Origin of the sequence: Aurantibacter aestuarii, from assembly GCF_003008425.1 — a bacterium.
Lineage (GTDB): Bacteria > Bacteroidota > Bacteroidia > Flavobacteriales > Flavobacteriaceae > Aurantibacter > Aurantibacter aestuarii.
In genome coordinates this window covers 690874-710613 of record NZ_PXOQ01000009.1, presented here as the reverse complement: position 1 = coordinate 710613, position 19740 = coordinate 690874, and the positions used below count along the sequence as shown (strand labels likewise).

Sequence of the window (19740 nt, the reverse complement as noted above, 5' to 3'; positions counted from 1 at the left end):
ATTTTTTAGTTTTTAATTAGCTTTTTGATAAGTTGATATTTTTCAAATTGAATAGTTAAAATGTATAAACCACCTTGTAGTTGATCTAAATTAATGGTTTCTAAAGTTTCATTTGTTCTATATACAATTTTCCCATTTAGGTCTGAGACTGTTATGTTTTTTATATTTTCTTTTGTTTTAATATGAACCAAATTTTCAAAAGGGTTAGGGTAAATTGTTACTTGATCTTCGAAAACAACTTCAGAAACATTTAAGGAACAATTTGTAGAAAAAGTGGTAGTTGCATCTTTAAACCAAATACCATTTGTAACATTTGAATTAGCCTGAGTTACATTGTCAACTTGTACACAGGTTAAATTAGGATTGTCTCTTAGCTCTAAATTAATTAATGCAGTATTGTTACTGTTATTAAGATTTAAAGCTAAAAGATTATTATTTCTTACTCTAAACGTATTTAAATTAATATTTAACGAAGCATCTAATTCTGTTAAATTATTATCTGCTAATTCTACAAAATCTAGTGCAGTGTATGTCCCTATATTAAAATTAGGTATTCCACTATTATTAGCTCTTAAAAAGACAAAATTAGGAGCGGATGTAGGTAAAATAAACGTATTAAGATTTAATAAATCACTTGCATTAAGAGCAATAAGGTTAGTGTTATTGCTCAAATTTAGAACATTCAAGTTTAATCCGTCAATAAATATATCTTGAACTTGTAATGTGTTTGCAAAATTTAAATTTGTTATGTCACTAAAAGCAACATCAATTTGAGTTAAGCTAGTATATCCTGATAAGTTTAATGTATTGATTGGGTTATTTCTTAAATTAAAATTGGTAATAATTCCTTCATTATTGAAGCTTATAGTACTTATTTGATTATTGTCTCCGTAAAGCTGAGTAAAGTTTGGGTTATTACTTAAATCTAAACCTGTAAGCTGATTTCCTGAACAAGACAAAAGCTGTAATAAAGAAAGTGTTGATAGGTCTACAGAGCTAATGTTATTGTTCGCAAATCTTAAATCGTCAATATTTATGAAAGCTTCAATACCAGTAAGAGATGAAATATTGTTATTATCTACGTTTAAAGTTGTAACTGCTTCAGCTTGAGATCTAAAAATGTTTCCATTTAGTCCATTGGTGTCAATATTTAAATCTATAAGTGCCTGCTCAAAATTTGCATCTGGAATAAAGACTAAATCTTGAAATAAACAATCTGAACTAAAATTTTGCCCAGCATCTTTAAGTGTGAAATTTGCATTTGCAAAAGCAACATCATCAACCTCAATACAAGTTAAACTTGGGTTATTTCTGGTGTCGTAATTAGTAATGGAATTAGTGTTTCCGTTTCTTAAGTTTAATTGTGATAGATTATTACCTTCAAACAACACTACTTCTAAAGCATTATGATTGCTAAAATCCATTGGTCCAGAGATATCATTATTATTTAAATCTATTTCTCTCAGTGCTAAATTATTACTAAGATTAATTCCAGTAATAACATTATCAGAAAGTTGTAAGATTTCAAGATTTGGATTTTGAGATAGATTAAAAGTAGAATCTCCAATATTACTAGCACCTAATTCAATTAACATGGTTTGACTGTTTAAATCTAAAGGTCCAATATTGGGGTTTTGATTAATAAACAGGTATTGTAGATTAGTATTAACGGAAAGATCTAAACCATTTAACTGGTTGTTGGTAGCATAAAGTCTCTCTAAATCTACACTATTAGTTAAATTAAGACTTACAATATTATTAGCATCGCAACCAAATTCTCTTAAGTTTAATGGTCCAATATTAATTCCTGTTAAGTTATTATCTCCTACATACAGGACTTTTAATAATAGATTGTTGTTTATATTTAAGGTGTTTAGGTTATTATTAGACACATCTAAGTAATCCAACTCGTTCATAGTGCTAACATTAATAACAGAAAGGTTATTACTAGAAATATTTAAACCCCTAAGATTAACAAACTCTTCTAAACCGGTTGGATCTGAAATATTTAAACTGTTTAAGTCTAAAAAATATGTACCTAAAGCTTCAGTAATAAGTATCGTATCGTCTAATACTCCAGATTGATCAATTCCTAAATTGATTAACTCTTGTTCTAAATTATCATCAGGAACAAATACGGAACCTGGAGACATACTGCAGTTGGTTTGATAAGACTGATTAGGTCCTTTTAACCAATTGTTATTTGCTTCGTTAGCATAAGCGATGTTAATGTCATCTACCGTTATACAACTTAGGTTTGGATTATCTCCTGTGTAAAGGTTGACAAGATTAGCATTATTTCCATTGGCTACGTTTACACTCGTAAAGTCATTTTGAAACAAATCGACAACTCTTAAATTTGGGAATCCTGATAAATCCAAATTACCAGAAAGTTGTGCAATTCCAGCATAAAAATCTTCTAAAAGCAAGGCATTAGAAATGTCTATAGTTGAAATTCCCGTATCATTAATACCCAATCTTCTTAAAGCTGTATTAGTTGACACATCCAAACTTGTTAGGCTTAAATTTTGTCCTACAAATAAAATATCTAAAGCCGTAAGACCTGTAACATTAACCGACGTTAAATTAAATCCAGCATCTGTATCTTGTAGGTCTAACAAGAATAAATTACTAAAAGGCGTTGCATCAAAAGTTGTAATCCTGTTTTGATATAACGAAATACGTTCTAAAAGTATGTTATTAGATAAGTCTATTAAAGCTATATCATTATTTCCTAAAAATAAAAATCTTAGGTTAGGGTTATTACTTAAATCTATAACGTTTAATTGATTATCTCTAGCAAATAAAAACTCTAAGTTAGAATTGTTAGTGACATCTAAATTATTAATTCCTATGCCATCAGCAAATAAAATCTCTAAGTTTGGAAGTATAGAAACATCTATACCATTGGTTAGTGGGTTATTACTAATTCTTAAGTCAGTAAGACTTGTTTTATTTGATACATCTATTTCTGTAATATTATTATTTTGAAGATTTAGTGTCGTTAAATTTGTAAAAGCTTCTAATCCTCTTAAGTCTGTAATATTTCTATTACTCGCATTAATACTTGTTGTTGCTAAAATATCGCTTTCAAGAACGTCACCTGTTAATCCGTTAGAGTCTATATTTAAATCTATAAGTGTTTGTTCAAAATTTAAATCGGTTACAATAGTAGAGTCAGGATTAAAAACTTCAACATAGTTTAAATTATCTATATAGAACTGACTTTCTGGTGAGCCTCCATAAAAGTCTATACCTCCTAAAACCGTATTGTCATTATTAAATGGAGTAACAATAGTATTTACTACAGTATTGTTAATTTTTAATTGGTGACTTTTATTATCCACATTAAAGTACAGTTCTACAGTAAACCATGCGTCATGCGGAAAATTAAAGGTAATACCAGTGTCTGCTATATTTCCAATTCCAGGATTTAAATTATTCTGATTAAAATTAAAACCACCATTTATAAAACTAGTACCCATTTGTCCACTTCCGCCATTTGCGTTTAGTGTCGACTGAATATTAAAATAAGCACTTTTGTTGGTTGGCACATACATTTGAAATGTTAAGGACCATTTTCCAGACGCTTTGTTTCCTAAATTCAAAATAGCATCTCTGTTTGTGTCTATTAATCCCGATTGTGATCCTTGAAATGAAAATGCGTTATTTACGTTTATTGATGTCGCAGCACTATAATCTCCAAAGTAAGTATTCCATAACGATGGGTTTTGATTCGTCATATTTCCGGTTGGATAGCTTTCAAATGTTTCCGAAAATTGCGCGGTTACATTTAGGCTAAAAGCTAAAATGATTAGTAAAGTAAAATTAGTTTTCATGAAGTTGTTTTTTTAAACACCTGTTTATTAGTTATTTAAGTGTGTTGATTTAACAGATATAAAATTAAGGAAGATAATAGGCTTATGAAATACCTAATTTTATGTATTTTTTGTAACTTACTATCCCAACTGAAAACCAAATTAATTGAAACTTAATTTTTTATATTTTTTATTCCTCTTATTTACTGTTCAACTGTGTGTAAGTCAGAATATTAAAGAATTAGATACACTAACTGTTAATATTTTAGGACAAAAAGAAGGCTTACTTCAACTTAATGTAAAAGGATTAGCTTTAGACGATTTAGGTTATTTGTGGGCAGGTACCGAAGATGGATTGCATCGCTTTAATAGTTATAAATTTAAGCCCTATTTGCATAATCCGTCCGATTCTTTAAGTATTAAAGATGATCATATTAGAGATTTATTATTTACAAATGATACTTTATGGATTGCAACAAATACTAAGGGTATAAATGGATACATTCCTTCAAAAAAATCTTTTTTTAATCTAAAGGTTGATATTGATAATGAAAAATTACAGCGAGCTTATAAAATTTTCAGTATTAATAAAACATATTTATTATTTGGTGCACAAGACCACTTTATAATTTTTAACAGAAAAAGAAACACACACCAAACTTTTAAGCTTCCTGTTTTTGATGTTGAAAATTCAGTAAATGGAATTTATTTAGAAAACAGTAATAACATTTTATTGGCCACTAATTTTGGTGTTTTAAATTTTAATCTAACCCAAAATAAATTAACCTCAAACGCTTCCTTTAATAAAGAGATTTATAACTGCGCAACTCAACTTAAAAATAACATTTTTTTTGGTACAGAAAGCGGTTTCTACATAAAAAACAACAACGATAATAGCAGTAGATTTTATACATTGAAAGCTAAAGTAAAAGCGTTTCATAAATTAGATGATAAGGTGCTTTTAATAGGAACTTCAAATGGGGTTTATTCATATAATGTTGCAACTCAAAATATAAAAAAAGTACTTTTTAAAACACAAGAAGATATCTTATTTAATAAAATAAGTGTAGAATCATTTCTAGATGATAATAAAGGTAATTTATGGATAGGAACTGAAGGCGAAGGATTGTTACATTTTAACGAGTTCCAAGAAAAATTTAAAACTTTACGCCTGGTTTTAGATGGTTATAGTTCCTCAAATAAAATTAGTTCTTTTCAATTTTTAAAAGATAATCCTGAAAGTCTATATATTGGTGCTTCTAGTGATTTATTAAAATATAATCCCATAAATAAATCCTTTAAACAATATAATTTAATGGGAGAACCATTAATTTATACAATAGCGAAAGATTATAATGGCACTATTTGGGCCGGAGGTTTTACAAGTGGACTTTTAAAACATAATCGTAAAACTGATACGTTTGAAGAAATGATTTCAACATCCGATAAGCTTTCCGATAGAGATGTTATTGAAATTCTTCCTATTAATAAAAATGAATTATTGGTAGCAACATGGTCTGGTGGTTTATACCGCTACTTAATACAAGAAAATAAATTTATTTCTTTTCTTCTAAATGGACTAAGTGTTAATAGAGCTCGATGCTCATATAAGGATTCAAAATCTAATATCTGGTTAGGTACAGATGATGGCGTTTTTAAAATACAACCCGATGGTTCCATAAAAACATATACAGAAAACACAAAGCATTTTAACCTTAGTAGTAATAGAATTTTTTCTATCACGGAGGATTTAAGTGGCGCTATATGGTTTGGCACAAGTGTGGGATTAACAAAACTTACTAAAACAGAAACAACATTATTTTATAAACAAAAAGGTTTACCTAATGACTTTATTTATAGCATTTTAGTAGATCAAAATAATCAACTTTGGGTGAGTACTAATTTTGGACTTTCAGTTTTTAATCAAGAATCAAATAATTTTACAAACTATACAAAGAACGATGGTTTACAAAATAATGAGTTTAATGGTAAAGCAGGTTATAAAGACAAAAATGGGTTGTTTTATTTTGGTGGCGTAGATGGCGTAAATATTTTTGATCCTACCAGTATAATAAAGAATCCTCATGCTCCTAAAGTATATATAGAACAAGTAGATTTGTTTAATGAGCCAATAGAGAAAAATATACTTTTTTTAAATGACTTGTCATTTAAGAGTAACGAAAATGTAATTAGTTTCAATTATTCAGCTCTAAATTTTATGAACCCAGAAAAGGTCAACTATAGCTATCGTTTGATTGGGTTTGATAAAGATTGGAGAAGTGTAACTAAAGACAAATCGACTACTTATACCAATTTAGACCCAGGAGAATACGAATTTCAAATTAAGGCTACTAACGATAATGGAATCTGGAGTAAACATATAGACAAGCTTTCATTAACTATAATTCCGCCGTGGTATCAAACTGTTTGGTTTAAAATCACATTAGTTTTGGCAATACTGTCGACCTTACTTTTTATTTACTTTTTAAAAACGAGACAATTAAAATCCGATAAATTAAAGTTAGAATTAATTGTTAAAGAACGTACAAGAGAAATTTCCAAAAAACAAGATGCCTTAGAATTAGCTTATTCAGAATCTGAAAGCCAAAAGGAAAATATAAAATTCTTAATGAGAGAATTGAGACATCGTGTTAAAAATAATTTACAAATTATTTCAAGTTTACTTAATATTCAATCCTACCATTTAAAAGATGAAACTGCAAAAAATGCATTAAAAGTTGCTAAAAATAGGATTTTAACAATCTCTCATTTAGAGGATAAAATTGCCGTAAATCATGAAAAAGTTAATATTAAGCTATTTACCGAAGAGCTTTGTGAAAATATTATGGCTACATTATCAGATGAGAATAATATTAATTTTAATATGGTTTATAATTGTGCGAACGTAGAAATGGAAGGGCTCAATACAACCCTATTTGGGTTAATTATTAATGAAATTATTACAAACACTGTAAAACATGCTTTTCCAAAATATAAAGAAGATAATTTTTTAAAAATTAATATTTATAACCATAAAAATCATATAGAATTAGTAACTGAAGACAATGGAGTAGGCTATAATACATCTAAAATTAATGATGATTCTTTAGGGTTAGATTTAATCCATGATATGGTAAGCCAATTAAATGGTAAAATAATCACTAAATCTAACCGAGGTGTTACACATCATGTTACTGTTCCAAAACAAATAATAACTTAATTATGTTGCATATTTTATTAATTGAAGATGAGTTAATAATTGCTAAAGATTTAAAAATGACTTTAGAAAAGCAAAAATTTTCTAAAGTTGATGTTTCAAAAAATGAAGAAGAAGCTATAACGTTTTTTACATCAAATACATACGATATTATTATAACCGATATTAATCTAAACTCTAAAAAAGACGGTATTGAAATTATATCACATTTTAATACAATTAAGAAAATACCTGTGGTGTATTTAACCGCTTATTCCGATGATGATATCATAAAAAGAGCAGAAGCAACCAGCCCTTTTGCTTATATATTAAAACCATTTAATGAGTCTCAATTAAAAGCCACAATAAATTTAGCTCTATTAAATTTTAAAAAGAGAGACCAAGCTTCTAAAGGTTTAATAGATAACTCAGATAAAATCGCCTTACTAACCAAACGAGAAAAGCAGGTGCTTGTTACGTTGTCTAATGGTAACTCCAGTAAAGAGATTGCAGAGGTTTTAAACATTTCTAATCAAACAGTAGAAAAGCATAAACAAAACATAAGAGAGAAGTTAAATTTGCGCACAGTTGCAGAAATGATTAACTTTACCATGACATCAAGACTATACAAACTAAAATAGTCTTTTAGGGGTGATTTCTCTCCCACGCTGAATTTTCGAGCTTTCGAAAGGATAAAGGTATAGAAGGAATGGCTACTTTATAACTTAAAAAAATTAAAAAAAAATGGCTGTTTTAGACCAATTAACGTCGCAGGATGCGATGGATTTAGAAAACAAATATGGAGCCCACAATTATCACCCCTTACCGGTCGTGTTAAGTAAAGGTGATGGTGTTTATGTTTGGGATGTAGAAGGAAAAAAATATTATGACTTTTTATCTGCTTACTCGGCAGTAAATCAAGGACATTGTCACCCAAAAATTGTTGGGGCAATGGTGGATCAAGCAAAACAATTAACATTAACTTCTCGAGCATTTTATAATGATATGCTAGGGAAATTTGAAAAATATGCTTCCGAGTTTTTTCACTTTGATAAGTTATTGCCAATGAATACGGGTGCAGAAGCAGTAGAAACGGCTTTAAAAATTTGTAGAAAATGGGCTTACGAAGTAAAAGGAATCGATGAGAATGAAGCTGAAATAATAGTTTGCCAAAATAATTTTCACGGTAGGACAACAACGATTATTTCTTTTTCTAACGATCCTGTAGCACGTAAAAACTTTGGGCCTTATACCAATGGATTTATTAAAATTGAATACGATAATTTACAAGCCTTACAACATACTTTAGAAAATAATAAAAATGTTGCAGGATTTTTAGTAGAGCCTATTCAGGGAGAAGCCGGAGTTTATGTGCCAAGTGAAGACTATTTATCTAAAGCAAAAGCATTATGTGAAAAACATAATGTACTTTTTATTGCCGATGAGGTACAAACAGGAATAGCAAGAACAGGACGTTTGTTAGCCACTTGTGGAAACTGTAACTGTGAAAATAAAAACTGTTCAGGAACACCTGAAGTAAAACCAGATATTTTAATTTTAGGTAAAGCATTGTCAGGAGGAGCATATCCTGTTAGTGCAGTTTTGGCGAACAACCCTATAATGAATGTTATTAAACCAGGAAACCACGGAAGTACTTTTGGCGGTAATCCTGTCGCTGCAGCGGTCGCTATGGCAGCGTTAGATGTGGTTAAAGACGAAAATTTAGCTCAAAAAGCGTTTGATTTAGGTAATCTTTTTAGAGCGGAATTAAATAAATATATAGAAACTACAGAGCTGGTAAGTTTAGTAAGAGGTAAAGGTTTATTAAATGCTATTGTTATTAATGATGATGAAGACAGTGAAACTGCTTGGAATATTTGTATGGCATTAAGAGATAATGGTTTACTGGCTAAGCCTACTCATGGAAATATCATTAGATTTGCGCCACCTTTAGTAATGACAGAACAGGAGTTATTAGACTGTGTTCAAATTATTATTTCAACATTAAAACAATTTGAATAATTAAGCATTTAGTGAAAATAAAAAAATCGACCTATTGGTCGATTTTTTTTGTTTATAGGATAGACAGAGCTTAGTTGCCACTATTTTTTTGATATTCTTCCATAAGTATTCTGGATTGTTCCATAATGGCATCCCAGTCATTTGTACTTAGTACATAAATAACTCTTATAACCATAATAACGTTTATAATTAATACTAAAAGTGCAATAATTTTGGCAGTATTCATAGCATTAATATCGCCTTCATAATCGTCTGGATTTAATTGTGCATCTTTTACTTTAGTATGTGCAATATAAAATGCTGGAGCAGACAAAAAGATACCGCTTCCTGCAATACAGCAACACAACAAGCCAATAATAGATAAAACGTAGACTAAGGTTGGATTTAAAGATTTTTTCATTTTAGAGAATTAGTTTTATGATATAGTTTATAAAAATAGTTGAAATGGTTAATATAGCTATAGTATTTATGCTTTTTTGAACTTTTAATTTTTTGAATATCGTTTTTAAAAATATAAGTATTAGTAATATTAATAAAAAATATATAGCAGGGTACATTAAGAATGCCTTGTAAAATTCTTTATAATACAAAAGTAAAACAGATCTTTGTAGTCCACAGCCGGGACAAGTTATGTTTAGTATTTGTTTGCTAATACATGGTAACATTTGTAGGTCGTCAATTATAAAAAAAATAGCCTTAAATAAAATATATACTATTTTATTTAAGGCTATCATGACTAAAGTAATTAGTCTTAAAAACTAGTTCTTGTTACCAATTACTAGTTTTTTACTTGTTGAAGCACCGCTTTCAAAATCTACCTTAACAATATAAACACCATCGCTTAAATTACTTGTAGAAACTTCAAATCGTTGTTTCGTGTTCATTTCTAAACTTTTAAATATTTGTTTACCAGTAACATCATAAAGTGCTACATTAGATACATCTAATCTGTTAGGGTTTAATATATTAAGGGTTTGTACGTTATTATTTTGATAGATGTTAAAATCATTTAATTCATTTTCAATAACACTTAACACTTGCTCGTTGTTTTTAAATGTAATCTCAAATCTACTTGAATAATCTCCTGCAGGTAAAGACATTTGGTGGTCGTTAGTGGCAATGTTAAAATATTCATCTGTATTTAAATCGTGCAAATAGATAGGCTGATTAGCTTCAAAATTTTGAACATCTTTTAATCCAAAATTAATAACTTGGTCTGTAGCTAATTTTAATGCAAATGGAATTTTCATATCAACATCATAAGCATCTGCAATACTATTAAGTTTTCTATTTACATTAAAGAAATATGCATCTGTTGAGTTAACAGGAGAAACACGTGTTTCATAGCCGTAATCTTTCCCAGGTGTTAAATGATCACCAAAAGTATGAATTAATTGTCTTTTTACTTTTTGATTAATAAAAGTTACATTAAATCTAAATCTTTTATATTCTGCAGGCATTATAGAATAACCTTGTGCATTATACTGGATTAAATTTTCTGCACCAAAGTTAGTAGCACTTAATGAACTATTAGAATTTGAAGATCTTGCTGTAGTAGATGTAGGGTCACTACGTTTTACATAATTTCTGTGTGAATTTCTGAATATTAGTTGATCAGACCCAACCATTAATGAGTCACCTTGTACGAAAAAACCTTGACTTATTGAAATATAACGTTGTCCTGGGTTTGTATAATTTCCAGTTGCAGGAGTTGGACTATTTCCTGTGATATCTGCATTTTGAATTGCAGGGTCAGGTTTAGTTTCAACCGTTCCAGCAGCATTTATTGTGTAGGTTGCATATGCATATTGATACGCTAACAGATTGTGAGAGCCATTACCATTGTGAATGTAATAGTATAAAGTTCCATCCTCTAATTTACCTGCGTTAGCTGGCTCATGTATAAAGTCAAGAGCATCTAAAGCACTTGGGTATGGATTACCAGCTAAAGTAAATTGTGCAGGATTAACATCAATTAAAACATCTGCACTATTAGGTAAACCTCTAAAGTCTAAACTGTTATTAATATCGGTAACATAAGCACCTTTCATTAAAAAACCATAACCAGGGTCTATCGTAGTAGTTAAATCACCTAACCAATCCCAGTCTGCATAAACTGAACCAGGTAAAAAAGCCCACAACCAATATTTAGCCATTTCTGATGTAGCCGCAGCATTATTTGGAGTGTAACCATTAACAAAATTAAGCCCACCAGTTTCTATAAAACCATTTGCTGCAGTACCTTCAGAAGCTAACATAAACTCACTTGGGTTTCCAGTCTGTCCAACAGGTAGCGCCCAAGCATTATAACTGTAAAAATCATTTTTAACAGGCTCTAGCTGACTTAAATCTCCATCTCCAGAATTTGCAATTGTTTGATTCCCTTGTATTAATTGCGCTTCATTACGTAAATAAAAATTGGTTGTAGTTTCTTGAAGGTTAACATTGTTTTCTACAAAAACAATCTCATCATCAACATAAATGTAAGCATTATTTCTAACGTTAAGTTGAGCATAAGATATACTCAAACAAAAAAGAAAGGATAGTAGTAAGGTAATTTTTCTCATAGTAAAAAAATTGATAATCATACAAATTTAAAATAAATTTAAAATGTAAAAATCATTAATAATAATAAATATAAACAAATTGCTGTTAATTACTTAATTAAGAAGCTTAAATTTGTTTCTAAAACCTGTTTTTTAGTTAAAATGCATATTTTATCTTTAAACGGTAATTGAATTTTAGTGTATATGAATTTTATTTTTTACTATTTAGCAATTTTTATTGGCTTGTGTTTGCTTTTAAATGATAGTTTTTTTGGACTTGTCTATTTCAAAATTATAGGATTAATTTTAGTAATGTTTTCGGTTTACAAGTTACAATCTAAAATACCGTGTAAAACAGATGAGACTAAGGTCTTAAATTCAATAGAAGAAGATGAAAATATTTAAAAAAGGAGATATTATTGAGGTTTTAGACGATGCTATTATTGGTCAAATTACGTCTATTAAAAATGATACGGTTTATATTATTTCTGAGGATGGTTTTGAACTTAATTTTAAGATTAATGAAATTATAAAAAGACCTAAACCATTAGATGACAATGCTTTTTTTGATTATGATTCTTTTAACGAGGTTTTAAAAGAAAAGTCCGAAACAAAACGAAAAAACACTGTTGTATCTCGTAAAAAAGAGCGTTATGAGCCAACTATGGAAGTCGATCTTCATATTCATCATCTTGTTGCTAATGAAAGATTCTTAACAGCTCATGATAAGAAAACTATTCAGTTAGATACAGCACAGCATAAGTTAGAATTTGCAATGAAAAAAAACTTACAGAAAATCGTATTTATTCATGGTGTTGGTGAAGGCGTTCTTAAAATGGAATTAGAATATTTATTTGGACGCTATGACAATATTAAATACTATGATGCCGACTATAAAAAATACGGTTTAGGAGCTACAGAAGTCTATATTTTTCAAAGTAAATCTTAGTTTAAAATTCTGGTTTGTAAATACGTGTTCTAGTGGTTTCTCCACTATTTAAAGTTCCAAAATCCAATTCGGTATATTGAATATTTGGGAACGTAATATTAAAAAACTTTAAAGCAACTGTAAAGGTTTGTGTAATGATATGATCTCTATATTCCATAGTTGTAACACTTTCAAATACAGCATTATTTAAATAATCTGGACCTATTGTAGCGGTAGAAATATCATCAGTTGGGTTTAAATTTTGTGTAAATTGTTCTTCATTAATTGTTAAAACGCCATCACCATCGTCATCATTATCTAAATAATTAGGAATATTATCTTCATTACTATTGGTGTTAAGTGCCAAGCTTAAAGGGTTGGCTAGACTTGCATCAAAATTTACTTCTTCGTTTATGGTTAATACGTTATCTCCATCATCATCTGGATCTAAATAATTAGGTAAGCCATCACCATCGGTATCATCATCATTTAAATCGCCGTTACCGTTAAGGTCTTCAAATTCTGCAGGAATACCATCATTATCATCTTCAAATAAACTAATCGTAAAAGCAGCTTCGCCAGAGCTAGATGTAAAGTCTTGTGTAATTACAATGTTTGTTGGAGGTACATCGTTACAAAAAATATTATTTGGTGCTGCATCATAACTTCTAAAAGTTAAAATATTTGAACTACCTACAGTAATACTTGCAGGCGTTGGGTTTACTAAATTTACAAGTGGCGGATTAGTGTCACTTGCAGGTTCTGTTTGTAATAAATCTTCTAAACTAATTGCTGGACTTGTTATTTGAAAGGATAGAGTTTCATTTGGATTAGTTTTTACTTTATATAGAACTAATTCTCCACAAGCCTCAAATGTATCACCAAACTCTAAAGTTTCTGTAATAATATCTCCATCATTACATGAGAATAGAAGTAAAGCACTAATTATAAACCACTTTTTCATAATACATTAAGTTTGAAACAAAAATAAAAGATTTGATTGATTAATATAAGCTTATGTAAATTAATTTTATTTAAGTTATTTTTGTCGAATTACTTAATAAAACCCAAAAAAATACTAGTTAATGAGAACTGTTTATTTTGATAGCGCTGCAACCACACAATTAAGACCGGAAGTAGTTACTGCTATGACAAGTGTGCTTTTAGAAAATTATGGAAATGCTTCTTCAACACATAGTGTTGGTAGAAGCGCAAAATCTTTAATAGAGAGCGCACGTAAAACGGTTGCAAAGTATTTAAACACTACTCCTGCAGAAATTATTTTCACTTCTGGTGGTACAGAAGCAGATAATCTGGTCCTTAACAGTGCCGTTAGAGATTTAGGAGTAAAAACAATTATTACTTCTAGAATAGAGCACCACGCAGTTTTATATTCAGTAAATCAACTTCATAAGGAATTTGGTACTAATATACTGTATGTTAATTTAGATGATTGTGGTCATGTAGATTACGAACACTTGGAAGAGCTACTAAAAGCTAATAAAGATGTTTTAGTGAGTTTAATGCACATTAATAATGAAATAGGTAATATTTTAGATATTAAGCGTGTAGGCGATTTATGTAAAGCGAATAATGCTTTATTTCATAGCGACACAGTACAATCTGTCGGGCATTTTGAAATGGATTTACAAGCTATTAATGTCGATTTCTTAGCTGTTTCCGCTCATAAATTTCATGGACCAAAAGGCGTAGGTTTTGCATACGTTAAGAAAAGTTCTGGTATTAAACCCTTAATTTTTGGAGGTGAACAGGAGCGTGGTTTGCGTGCAGGAACCGAGTCTGTTCACAATATTGTAGGTTTAGAAAAGGCATTACAAATGTCTTACGATAATCTGGACCAAGAACGTGAATATGTAAAATCTTTAAAAAGATATTTTATAGAGACTTTAAGTGAAGCTATTCCGGATGCAGAATTTAATGGTAATTGTGCTTGTTTTGAAAATAGCACTTATACCTTAATTAATGTATGCTTACCAGTTGCTCCCGAAAAGGCACCAATGATGTTGTTTCAAATGGATTTAAAAGGGATTGCCTGTTCTAAAGGTAGTGCCTGCCAAAGTGGTAGTACTAAAGGCTCGCATGTGTTATCGCAAATTTTAACAGAGGAACAGATGAAAAAACCTTCGTTACGATTTTCATTTTCAAAATTTAATACAAAAGCAGATATCGATTATGCTGTAAGCGAATTAAAAGCTATTGTAGCCATGTAACACATGTTAAACCATACCACTTATTTACACGACACCTCTACCCAATGGGTTACTTTTGTTCATGGAGCAGGAGGCAGCAGTAGTATTTGGTTTAAGCAAATTAGAGCTTTTAAAAAGGAGTTTAATGTCCTTATGTTAGATTTAAGAGGTCATGGTAACAGTAAACCAAAACTTAAAGACACTTTTAAAACCAAATATACTTTTGATGCTATTACTAATGATATTTTAGAATTATTGGATTTTCTTGATATTCAAAAATCTCATTTTGTAGGCATATCCTTAGGTACAATTTTAATTAGAAATCTCGCCGAAAAATATCCCAACCGCGTGCAAAGTATGATTATGGGTGGCGCAATCATGAAACTAGATTTGCGCTCTCAAATACTCATGAAATTGGGTGTTATTTTTAAATCTGTGGTACCTTATATGTTGTTATATAAGTTTTTTGCATTTATTATTATGCCTCGTAAAAATCATAAAACTTCACGATCTCTTTTTGTAAATGAGGCTAAGAAAATGTATCAGAAAGAGTTTATTCGTTGGTTTAAATTAACCTCAGAAATTAATCCTTTACTGCGTTTTTTTAGAGCAAAAGATATTAAAATTCCTACTTTATATGTTATGGGAGAACAAGACCACTTGTTTCTACCTTCTATAAAAAAAATGGTTCATCAGCATGTTAAATCCAGCTTGTATGTTATTAAAAACTGTGGACATGTGGTTAATGTGGATGAGCCAGAGATATTTAATTTACAATCTATAACATTTATAAAATCACTTTAAGAATAACTTTTTCTAAAGTTTTTTTCAACCGAAAAATCAACCAGTTTCATAAAGTTGGAGTGTACATCTAAGTTGATATTTAAATCTAAAGTTTCAATAACTTTTAAAATGCCTTCAGCGTTAAATTGCAAATCTGGTATTGACACATATTTTTCAAATAAAACCCCAATACTTTTATAGTAAAGCGTTTCGAACGGGTTAAGATGTTCTGGTTTTTTTGAGGTAAACTCGAAGGAATTAATTCTAAAAGATTTTAATACGTGACCTACATAATCTTTGTGTAAAATTTGTTTTGGATTAACAATATTAAGTTCCGTAATTTCTGGATGTAAAACGGCATGAATAACTGTTTTTGCTACAAAATCTACCGGTACAATATTAAGACCGCTTTTTTTGTCTATCCAGATTCTAAAATGCTCTTTACAATGCTGTGCATATTTATTTAAAAACATTGGCCAGCTATAAAACACATCAAATTTTGGAGTTTCAAAAAAAGGAGGCTCTATTAATCTCCCACAAACAATACTTGGTCTTAAAATTTGAGAAATAATCTGATGTGATTTACAAAATTGCTTTACATAAGTTTCACTTTCATATTTAGATGCTTCGTAAGGGTTTCTAAATTGATTTATAGTGTGGTTTTCAATAAAATCGTCAACTTTATCTTTTTGAATACCAAATGAATAAGCGGTGCTGATGTAAATAAATCTTTTAATTTCTCTTTTAAATGTGTGAAGTAAATGCTTGGTCACTTCAAAATTTTGTTCATTTACAAGATTCTCGGTATCGCCAGAAGGCATTAAATTTGTAGAACCAGCGCAATGAATAATGCTGTCTATTTGTAAGGCTTTAAAATGATGAAGCTGAAGTGTTTTTAAGTCACTATCAATTACCGTAATTTTTGATATTAATTCTTCAGGTGAAAACGAATTTAAATTTGAAGGTTTATTAGAATCATTTAAAATTTGAAGCAAGCGGTCTTTTGCGGTATGTTGATTGGCTCTAATGACGACATATAAATGATTGATCTTAGAAGTAGTCAATGCGGTATGTAGCCACTCAAATAAGATGTGACTACCAACAATACCTGTAGCTCCCGTGAGTAAGCAATTCATCCAGTTTATTTATTTTGTAGTGCTTCAATTTTATCTAAAACTTGTTGAGCTTCCAGTTGTTTTTGGTCACTAGCACTTCGGTTTGTTTTAGACAATTTAAAAGCTTCCTCTAGTAGCTTTTTATGTTGTAGCTCTAATTTTTCAAGTTCTGTTTTCTTTTTAAATAGTCCAAACATATTTTTTTAGTAAAGATACGATGCTTTAGTTTAGCTTATTTAAAATTTAAATGAAGATTCTTAAATTTAAAAATTAACCAAAAAACACTTCGTGTAAATAGCGTCCAGGGAAAAAAGTAAATCCGCCAGCAATAATTAATGCTCCAAAGTATAAAAGAATCATTTTTCGTTTATGCACCTTAACATCACCTCTTCTTATAGCGGTATATGCGGTAGGAATTGTGTAAATGGTTAGAACGCTAAATAAATGAATATATCCAAAATGATTTAAAAATACGGGTCCCACATGGGCTTTCATAAATAGAGTTACTACAGCTGTAAAGAGCATAAGTATCATATAAATTCGCCCCAATGTTTTGTGTAAATTAGTTCCTTTTCTTAATATTAAATTTAAGGTCCCTAATACAAATGAAGGAACTACAGAGTATAAATGAATAAACATTAACGTTTCATAACTCATTTTAAAAACTCATAGTGACTTTAACATTAAACACACGCGGACTTAAAAAATTAGGTATGGCAAACTGACGCTTACTGTACACATCTCTAACCCAAGTATTGGTAATTGAATTTTGATTATTAAAAATATTAAAAATCTCAAATCCAAAATTTAAGTTTTTAAAAGGTTTTCTCCAACCGCTATCAAATTGTTTGTTTTCGTCAACCACGACAAATAACAATCCTACATCGGCACGTTTGTAACTTGGTAGTCGGTTTTGATACTCGTAGGCATCGGCATAACTTGGTGATCCACCTGGTAAACCAGAATTATAAACCAAATTTAAATACATTTTAAAATTTGGTAAGCTTGGAACATAATCCTGAAATAGCGCCGCAAATTTAAAACGTTGGTCGGTTGGTCTTGCTATAAAACCTCTGTTATTACGATTTTCTTCGGTCTTTAAATATCCTAAACTAAACCAACTTTCTGTACCTGGAACAAATTCTCCATTTAATCTTAAATCTAGTCCATAAGCATACGCTTCAGTGTCGTTTGTTGCATTATAACGGATTCGTACATTTTCAACAGAATATGGATTTACATCGGTTATTCCTTTATAATAAGCTTCACTAGTTAATTTAAATGGTCTATCCCATAAATTAAAACTGTAATCATTTCCTATAACAATATGAAACGATTTTTGAGCTTTTACATTAGGATTTACCACACCATTTTGAGCACGTAATTCTCTATAAAATGGAGGTTGATAATACAGTCCGGTCCCTATACGAAATAGCATGTCTTTTTTCCAATCTGGTTTAATTGCAAACTGTGCTCTTGGACTAAAAACGGTTTGTGTAACGCTATTAGATAATTCATCATTTACACTCCAATTATGTACTCTAACTCCTGCATTATACCAAACCTCATGCTCACCAATAAAAGAACGTTTACTCCATTGTAAATAACTTTGCAGTCTGTTAATTATGGTATTATTTCTTGCTCTTACATTTTGAAAGGCTACTATTGGGGCGTTATCTGGCGAGTAAGGTTGGTCGTTAAACCCTCCGGAACTTGGCGGATTTATTGAAAAACCAACGGAATCGATGATTTCATATTCTACAAGTCGGTCTCTTATATCTTCATTGGTGAATTTTACAGACCATTTAAATTCATTTTCATCGATAGTGTATGTTCCTTTTTGTTCGATAGTAGAAATTAATGCGTCTAAATCGTTACGACCATGATTTAGCTGAGAGCCTAAACCTACGCTAAATTCGACCTCACCTAAATCTTCATCTCCAATATTACTGTTTACTTCACCTAAAGCATACCTTGCTAAAATGTCAAAGTATTCTTCCTCTGAAGTATGATATGTTGAGGCGATTAATTTTAAATTTAAGTCATCATTTACATTATAGCTTCCTTGTAATGCTCCAAATAAGGTTTGGTAGCGGTCTTTTTCCTGACCTTCGTAATCCACAATTAAGGCTAGCGGATTGTCAAGAGTTCCAAAATTGGTTTGTCTGGATTCTGGTTCGTAATCGTATTTATTTAATGAAGCATTACCTAAAAAGCTCAATTCAAATTTTGAATTAAATTGATAAGTTAAATAGGTTTGTCCATCTACAAAAACCGGTCTGTAATTGGTTTCGGTTTGTTTAGCTTCAACAAAAAGACTATTGTCTCTGTAACGTAAGCCAGTGATACTTGTAAACTTCCCATTTTTACTTGCAGTAGCAACACTTGTATTTGCGCCTAATAAACTTAAATCTACAGTCGCTTCAAAAGCAACAGGTTTTTTATAAGTGATGTCTAAAACAGAAGATAATTTATCGCCATATTTTGCCTGAAATCCACCTGCTGAAAATTCAACATTGCTAACCAAATCACTATTTACAAAACTAAAACCTTCCTGTTGTCCCGAACGTATTAAAAAAGGTCTGTATACTTCAATACCATTAACATACACTAAGTTTTCATCAAAATTTCCACCTCTAACAGAATATTGTGTACTTAATTCATTATTTGAATTAACGCCAGGTAGCGTCATTAAAATATTTTCTACACCTGCATTAGCGCCAGGGATTTTACGAAGTAGAGCAGGAGCAATGGTTACTATTCCTTCAACATCTTTACGCTTTTTCCCGTTAATGGTAACAGTAGAAATTTGCTCGATGTCTACTTTCATTACCGGGTTAAACTCAAATTGTTCTCCTGGTTCTAAAAGAAAGTTAGCAGAAACGTTTTTATGAGATATATGTGAAAAGGTGATGTTAAAGGTTTCGTTAGCAGCAACATCTAGCTTGTAAAAACCATTTTCGTTAGATTGTGTGCCATTTCCGTTAGACGAAATATTAACACCTTCTATAGGTTGGTTAAATTCATCTAAAATCACACCTTTTATACTCGCATTTTGAGCTAAAGTCACATTAGCAACTAATAAAAGGCAAAAACTTGTAAAAAAATAGATTGTTTTCAAA

The 19740-nt window shown here is 30.2% G+C and carries 16 protein-coding genes; 7 read left to right on the top strand and 9 right to left on the bottom strand.

Going from position 1 to position 19740, the window contains the following annotated elements:
- Window positions 1–5 precede the first annotated feature (5 nt).
- Window positions 6–3839: a T9SS type A sorting domain-containing protein gene (locus C7H52_RS09880; protein WP_106463734.1), complete on the bottom strand. Its 3834-nt coding sequence runs from the start codon at window positions 3837–3839 to the stop codon at window positions 6–8.
- Window positions 3840–3984: 145 nt separating this feature from the next.
- On the opposite strand from C7H52_RS09880, the gene C7H52_RS09875 reads away from it, so the two are divergent.
- The 3 genes from C7H52_RS09875 to rocD all read left to right on the top strand — a co-directional run bounded on the left by C7H52_RS09875 (window position 3985) and on the right by rocD (window position 9036).
- Window positions 3985–7038, top strand: coding sequence for a ligand-binding sensor domain-containing protein (locus C7H52_RS09875; protein ID WP_106463733.1), 3054 nt, complete (start codon window positions 3985–3987; stop codon window positions 7036–7038).
- A gap of 2 nt (window positions 7039–7040) precedes the next feature.
- Window positions 7041–7655, top strand: a complete 615-nt coding sequence (locus tag C7H52_RS09870) for a response regulator (RefSeq protein ID WP_106463732.1) — start codon at window positions 7041–7043, stop codon at window positions 7653–7655.
- Between the two features lie 103 nt (window positions 7656–7758).
- Complete coding sequence (gene rocD / locus C7H52_RS09865; RefSeq protein WP_106463731.1) at window positions 7759–9036, top strand: ornithine--oxo-acid transaminase; 1278 nt, start codon at window positions 7759–7761, stop codon at window positions 9034–9036.
- A 70-nt stretch (window positions 9037–9106) separates the two neighbouring features.
- Here the strand turns inward: rocD and C7H52_RS09860 are convergent, their stop codons facing one another.
- From C7H52_RS09860 to C7H52_RS09850, 3 genes are all read right to left on the bottom strand, one after another.
- Window positions 9107–9436, bottom strand: a complete 330-nt coding sequence (locus tag C7H52_RS09860; RefSeq protein WP_106463730.1) for a CCC motif membrane protein — start codon at window positions 9434–9436, stop codon at window positions 9107–9109.
- Between the two features lies 1 nt (window position 9437).
- On the bottom strand, window positions 9438–9701 hold the full coding sequence (locus C7H52_RS09855; RefSeq protein WP_106463927.1) for a DUF2752 domain-containing protein: 264 nt from the start codon (window positions 9699–9701) through the stop codon (window positions 9438–9440).
- A gap of 93 nt (window positions 9702–9794) precedes the next feature.
- The gene (locus tag C7H52_RS09850; RefSeq protein WP_181256231.1) at window positions 9795–11603 is read right to left on the bottom strand and encodes a T9SS type A sorting domain-containing protein; all 1809 of its coding nucleotides are present in this window, start codon (window positions 11601–11603) and stop codon (window positions 9795–9797) included.
- Between the two features lie 183 nt (window positions 11604–11786).
- Between C7H52_RS09850 and C7H52_RS09845 the strand changes: the two genes are divergently transcribed.
- Window positions 11787–11987, top strand: coding sequence for a hypothetical protein (locus tag C7H52_RS09845; protein WP_106463728.1), 201 nt, complete (start codon window positions 11787–11789; stop codon window positions 11985–11987).
- A complete protein-coding gene (locus tag C7H52_RS09840) occupies window positions 11974–12531 on the top strand; it encodes a Smr/MutS family protein (protein WP_106463727.1) in 558 nt (185 codons plus the stop codon). Before C7H52_RS09845 ends, C7H52_RS09840 begins: the two co-directional genes overlap by 14 nt.
- Before the next feature lies 1 nt (window position 12532).
- Here the strand turns inward: C7H52_RS09840 and C7H52_RS09835 are convergent, their stop codons facing one another.
- Entirely contained in the window at window positions 12533–13474 is a 942-nt protein-coding gene (locus C7H52_RS09835) for a hypothetical protein (RefSeq protein WP_106463726.1), read from the bottom strand.
- A gap of 121 nt (window positions 13475–13595) precedes the next feature.
- Here C7H52_RS09835 and C7H52_RS09830 point away from each other — a divergent pair, with 121 nt between their 5' ends.
- Window positions 13596–14741, top strand: coding sequence for a cysteine desulfurase family protein (locus tag C7H52_RS09830; protein ID WP_106463725.1), 1146 nt, complete (start codon window positions 13596–13598; stop codon window positions 14739–14741).
- A 3-nt stretch (window positions 14742–14744) separates the two neighbouring features.
- A complete protein-coding gene (locus tag C7H52_RS09825; RefSeq protein ID WP_106463724.1) occupies window positions 14745–15524 on the top strand; it encodes an alpha/beta fold hydrolase in 780 nt (259 codons plus the stop codon).
- On the opposite strand, the gene C7H52_RS09820 is transcribed toward C7H52_RS09825, so the two are convergent.
- The 4 genes from C7H52_RS09820 to C7H52_RS09805 form a co-directional block, all read right to left on the bottom strand.
- Complete coding sequence (locus C7H52_RS09820) at window positions 15521–16639, bottom strand: SDR family oxidoreductase (RefSeq protein WP_106463723.1); 1119 nt, start codon at window positions 16637–16639, stop codon at window positions 15521–15523. The two genes, C7H52_RS09825 and C7H52_RS09820, sit on opposite strands and share 4 nt — an antisense overlap.
- Window positions 16640–16644: 5 nt before the next feature.
- A complete protein-coding gene (locus C7H52_RS09815; protein ID WP_106463722.1) occupies window positions 16645–16815 on the bottom strand; it encodes a Lacal_2735 family protein in 171 nt (56 codons plus the stop codon).
- A gap of 73 nt (window positions 16816–16888) precedes the next feature.
- Window positions 16889–17257, bottom strand: a complete 369-nt coding sequence (locus C7H52_RS09810) for a DUF2306 domain-containing protein (protein ID WP_245918594.1) — start codon at window positions 17255–17257, stop codon at window positions 16889–16891.
- Window positions 17258–17276: 19 nt separating this feature from the next.
- Window positions 17277–19739 (bottom strand): TonB-dependent receptor, encoded by a 2463-nt coding sequence (locus C7H52_RS09805; RefSeq protein WP_106463720.1) that lies wholly within the window; start codon window positions 19737–19739, stop codon window positions 17277–17279.
- Window position 19740: the final 1 nt, after the last annotated feature.

Coding starts and splice junctions, on each gene's coding strand:
- C7H52_RS09880 (WP_106463734.1), bottom strand. CDS start 3,839: ATGAAAACTAATTTTACTTTACTAATCATTTTAGCTTTTAGCCTAAAT.
- C7H52_RS09870 (WP_106463732.1), top strand. CDS start 7,041: ATGTTGCATATTTTATTAATTGAAGATGAGTTAATAATTGCTAAAGAT.
- rocD (WP_106463731.1), top strand. CDS start 7,759: ATGGCTGTTTTAGACCAATTAACGTCGCAGGATGCGATGGATTTAGAA.
- C7H52_RS09860 (WP_106463730.1), bottom strand. CDS start 9,436: ATGAAAAAATCTTTAAATCCAACCTTAGTCTACGTTTTATCTATTATT.
- C7H52_RS09855 (WP_106463927.1), bottom strand. CDS start 9,701: ATGTTACCATGTATTAGCAAACAAATACTAAACATAACTTGTCCCGGC.
- C7H52_RS09850 (WP_181256231.1), bottom strand. CDS start 11,603: ATGAGAAAAATTACCTTACTACTATCCTTTCTTTTTTGTTTGAGTATA.
- C7H52_RS09845 (WP_106463728.1), top strand. CDS start 11,787: ATGAATTTTATTTTTTACTATTTAGCAATTTTTATTGGCTTGTGTTTG.
- C7H52_RS09840 (WP_106463727.1), top strand. CDS start 11,974: ATGAAAATATTTAAAAAAGGAGATATTATTGAGGTTTTAGACGATGCT.
- C7H52_RS09835 (WP_106463726.1), bottom strand. CDS start 13,474: ATGAAAAAGTGGTTTATAATTAGTGCTTTACTTCTATTCTCATGTAAT.
- C7H52_RS09830 (WP_106463725.1), top strand. CDS start 13,596: ATGAGAACTGTTTATTTTGATAGCGCTGCAACCACACAATTAAGACCG.
- C7H52_RS09825 (WP_106463724.1), top strand. CDS start 14,745: ATGTTAAACCATACCACTTATTTACACGACACCTCTACCCAATGGGTT.
- C7H52_RS09820 (WP_106463723.1), bottom strand. CDS start 16,639: ATGAATTGCTTACTCACGGGAGCTACAGGTATTGTTGGTAGTCACATC.
- C7H52_RS09815 (WP_106463722.1), bottom strand. CDS start 16,815: ATGTTTGGACTATTTAAAAAGAAAACAGAACTTGAAAAATTAGAGCTA.
- C7H52_RS09810 (WP_245918594.1), bottom strand. CDS start 17,257: ATGTTTATTCATTTATACTCTGTAGTTCCTTCATTTGTATTAGGGACC.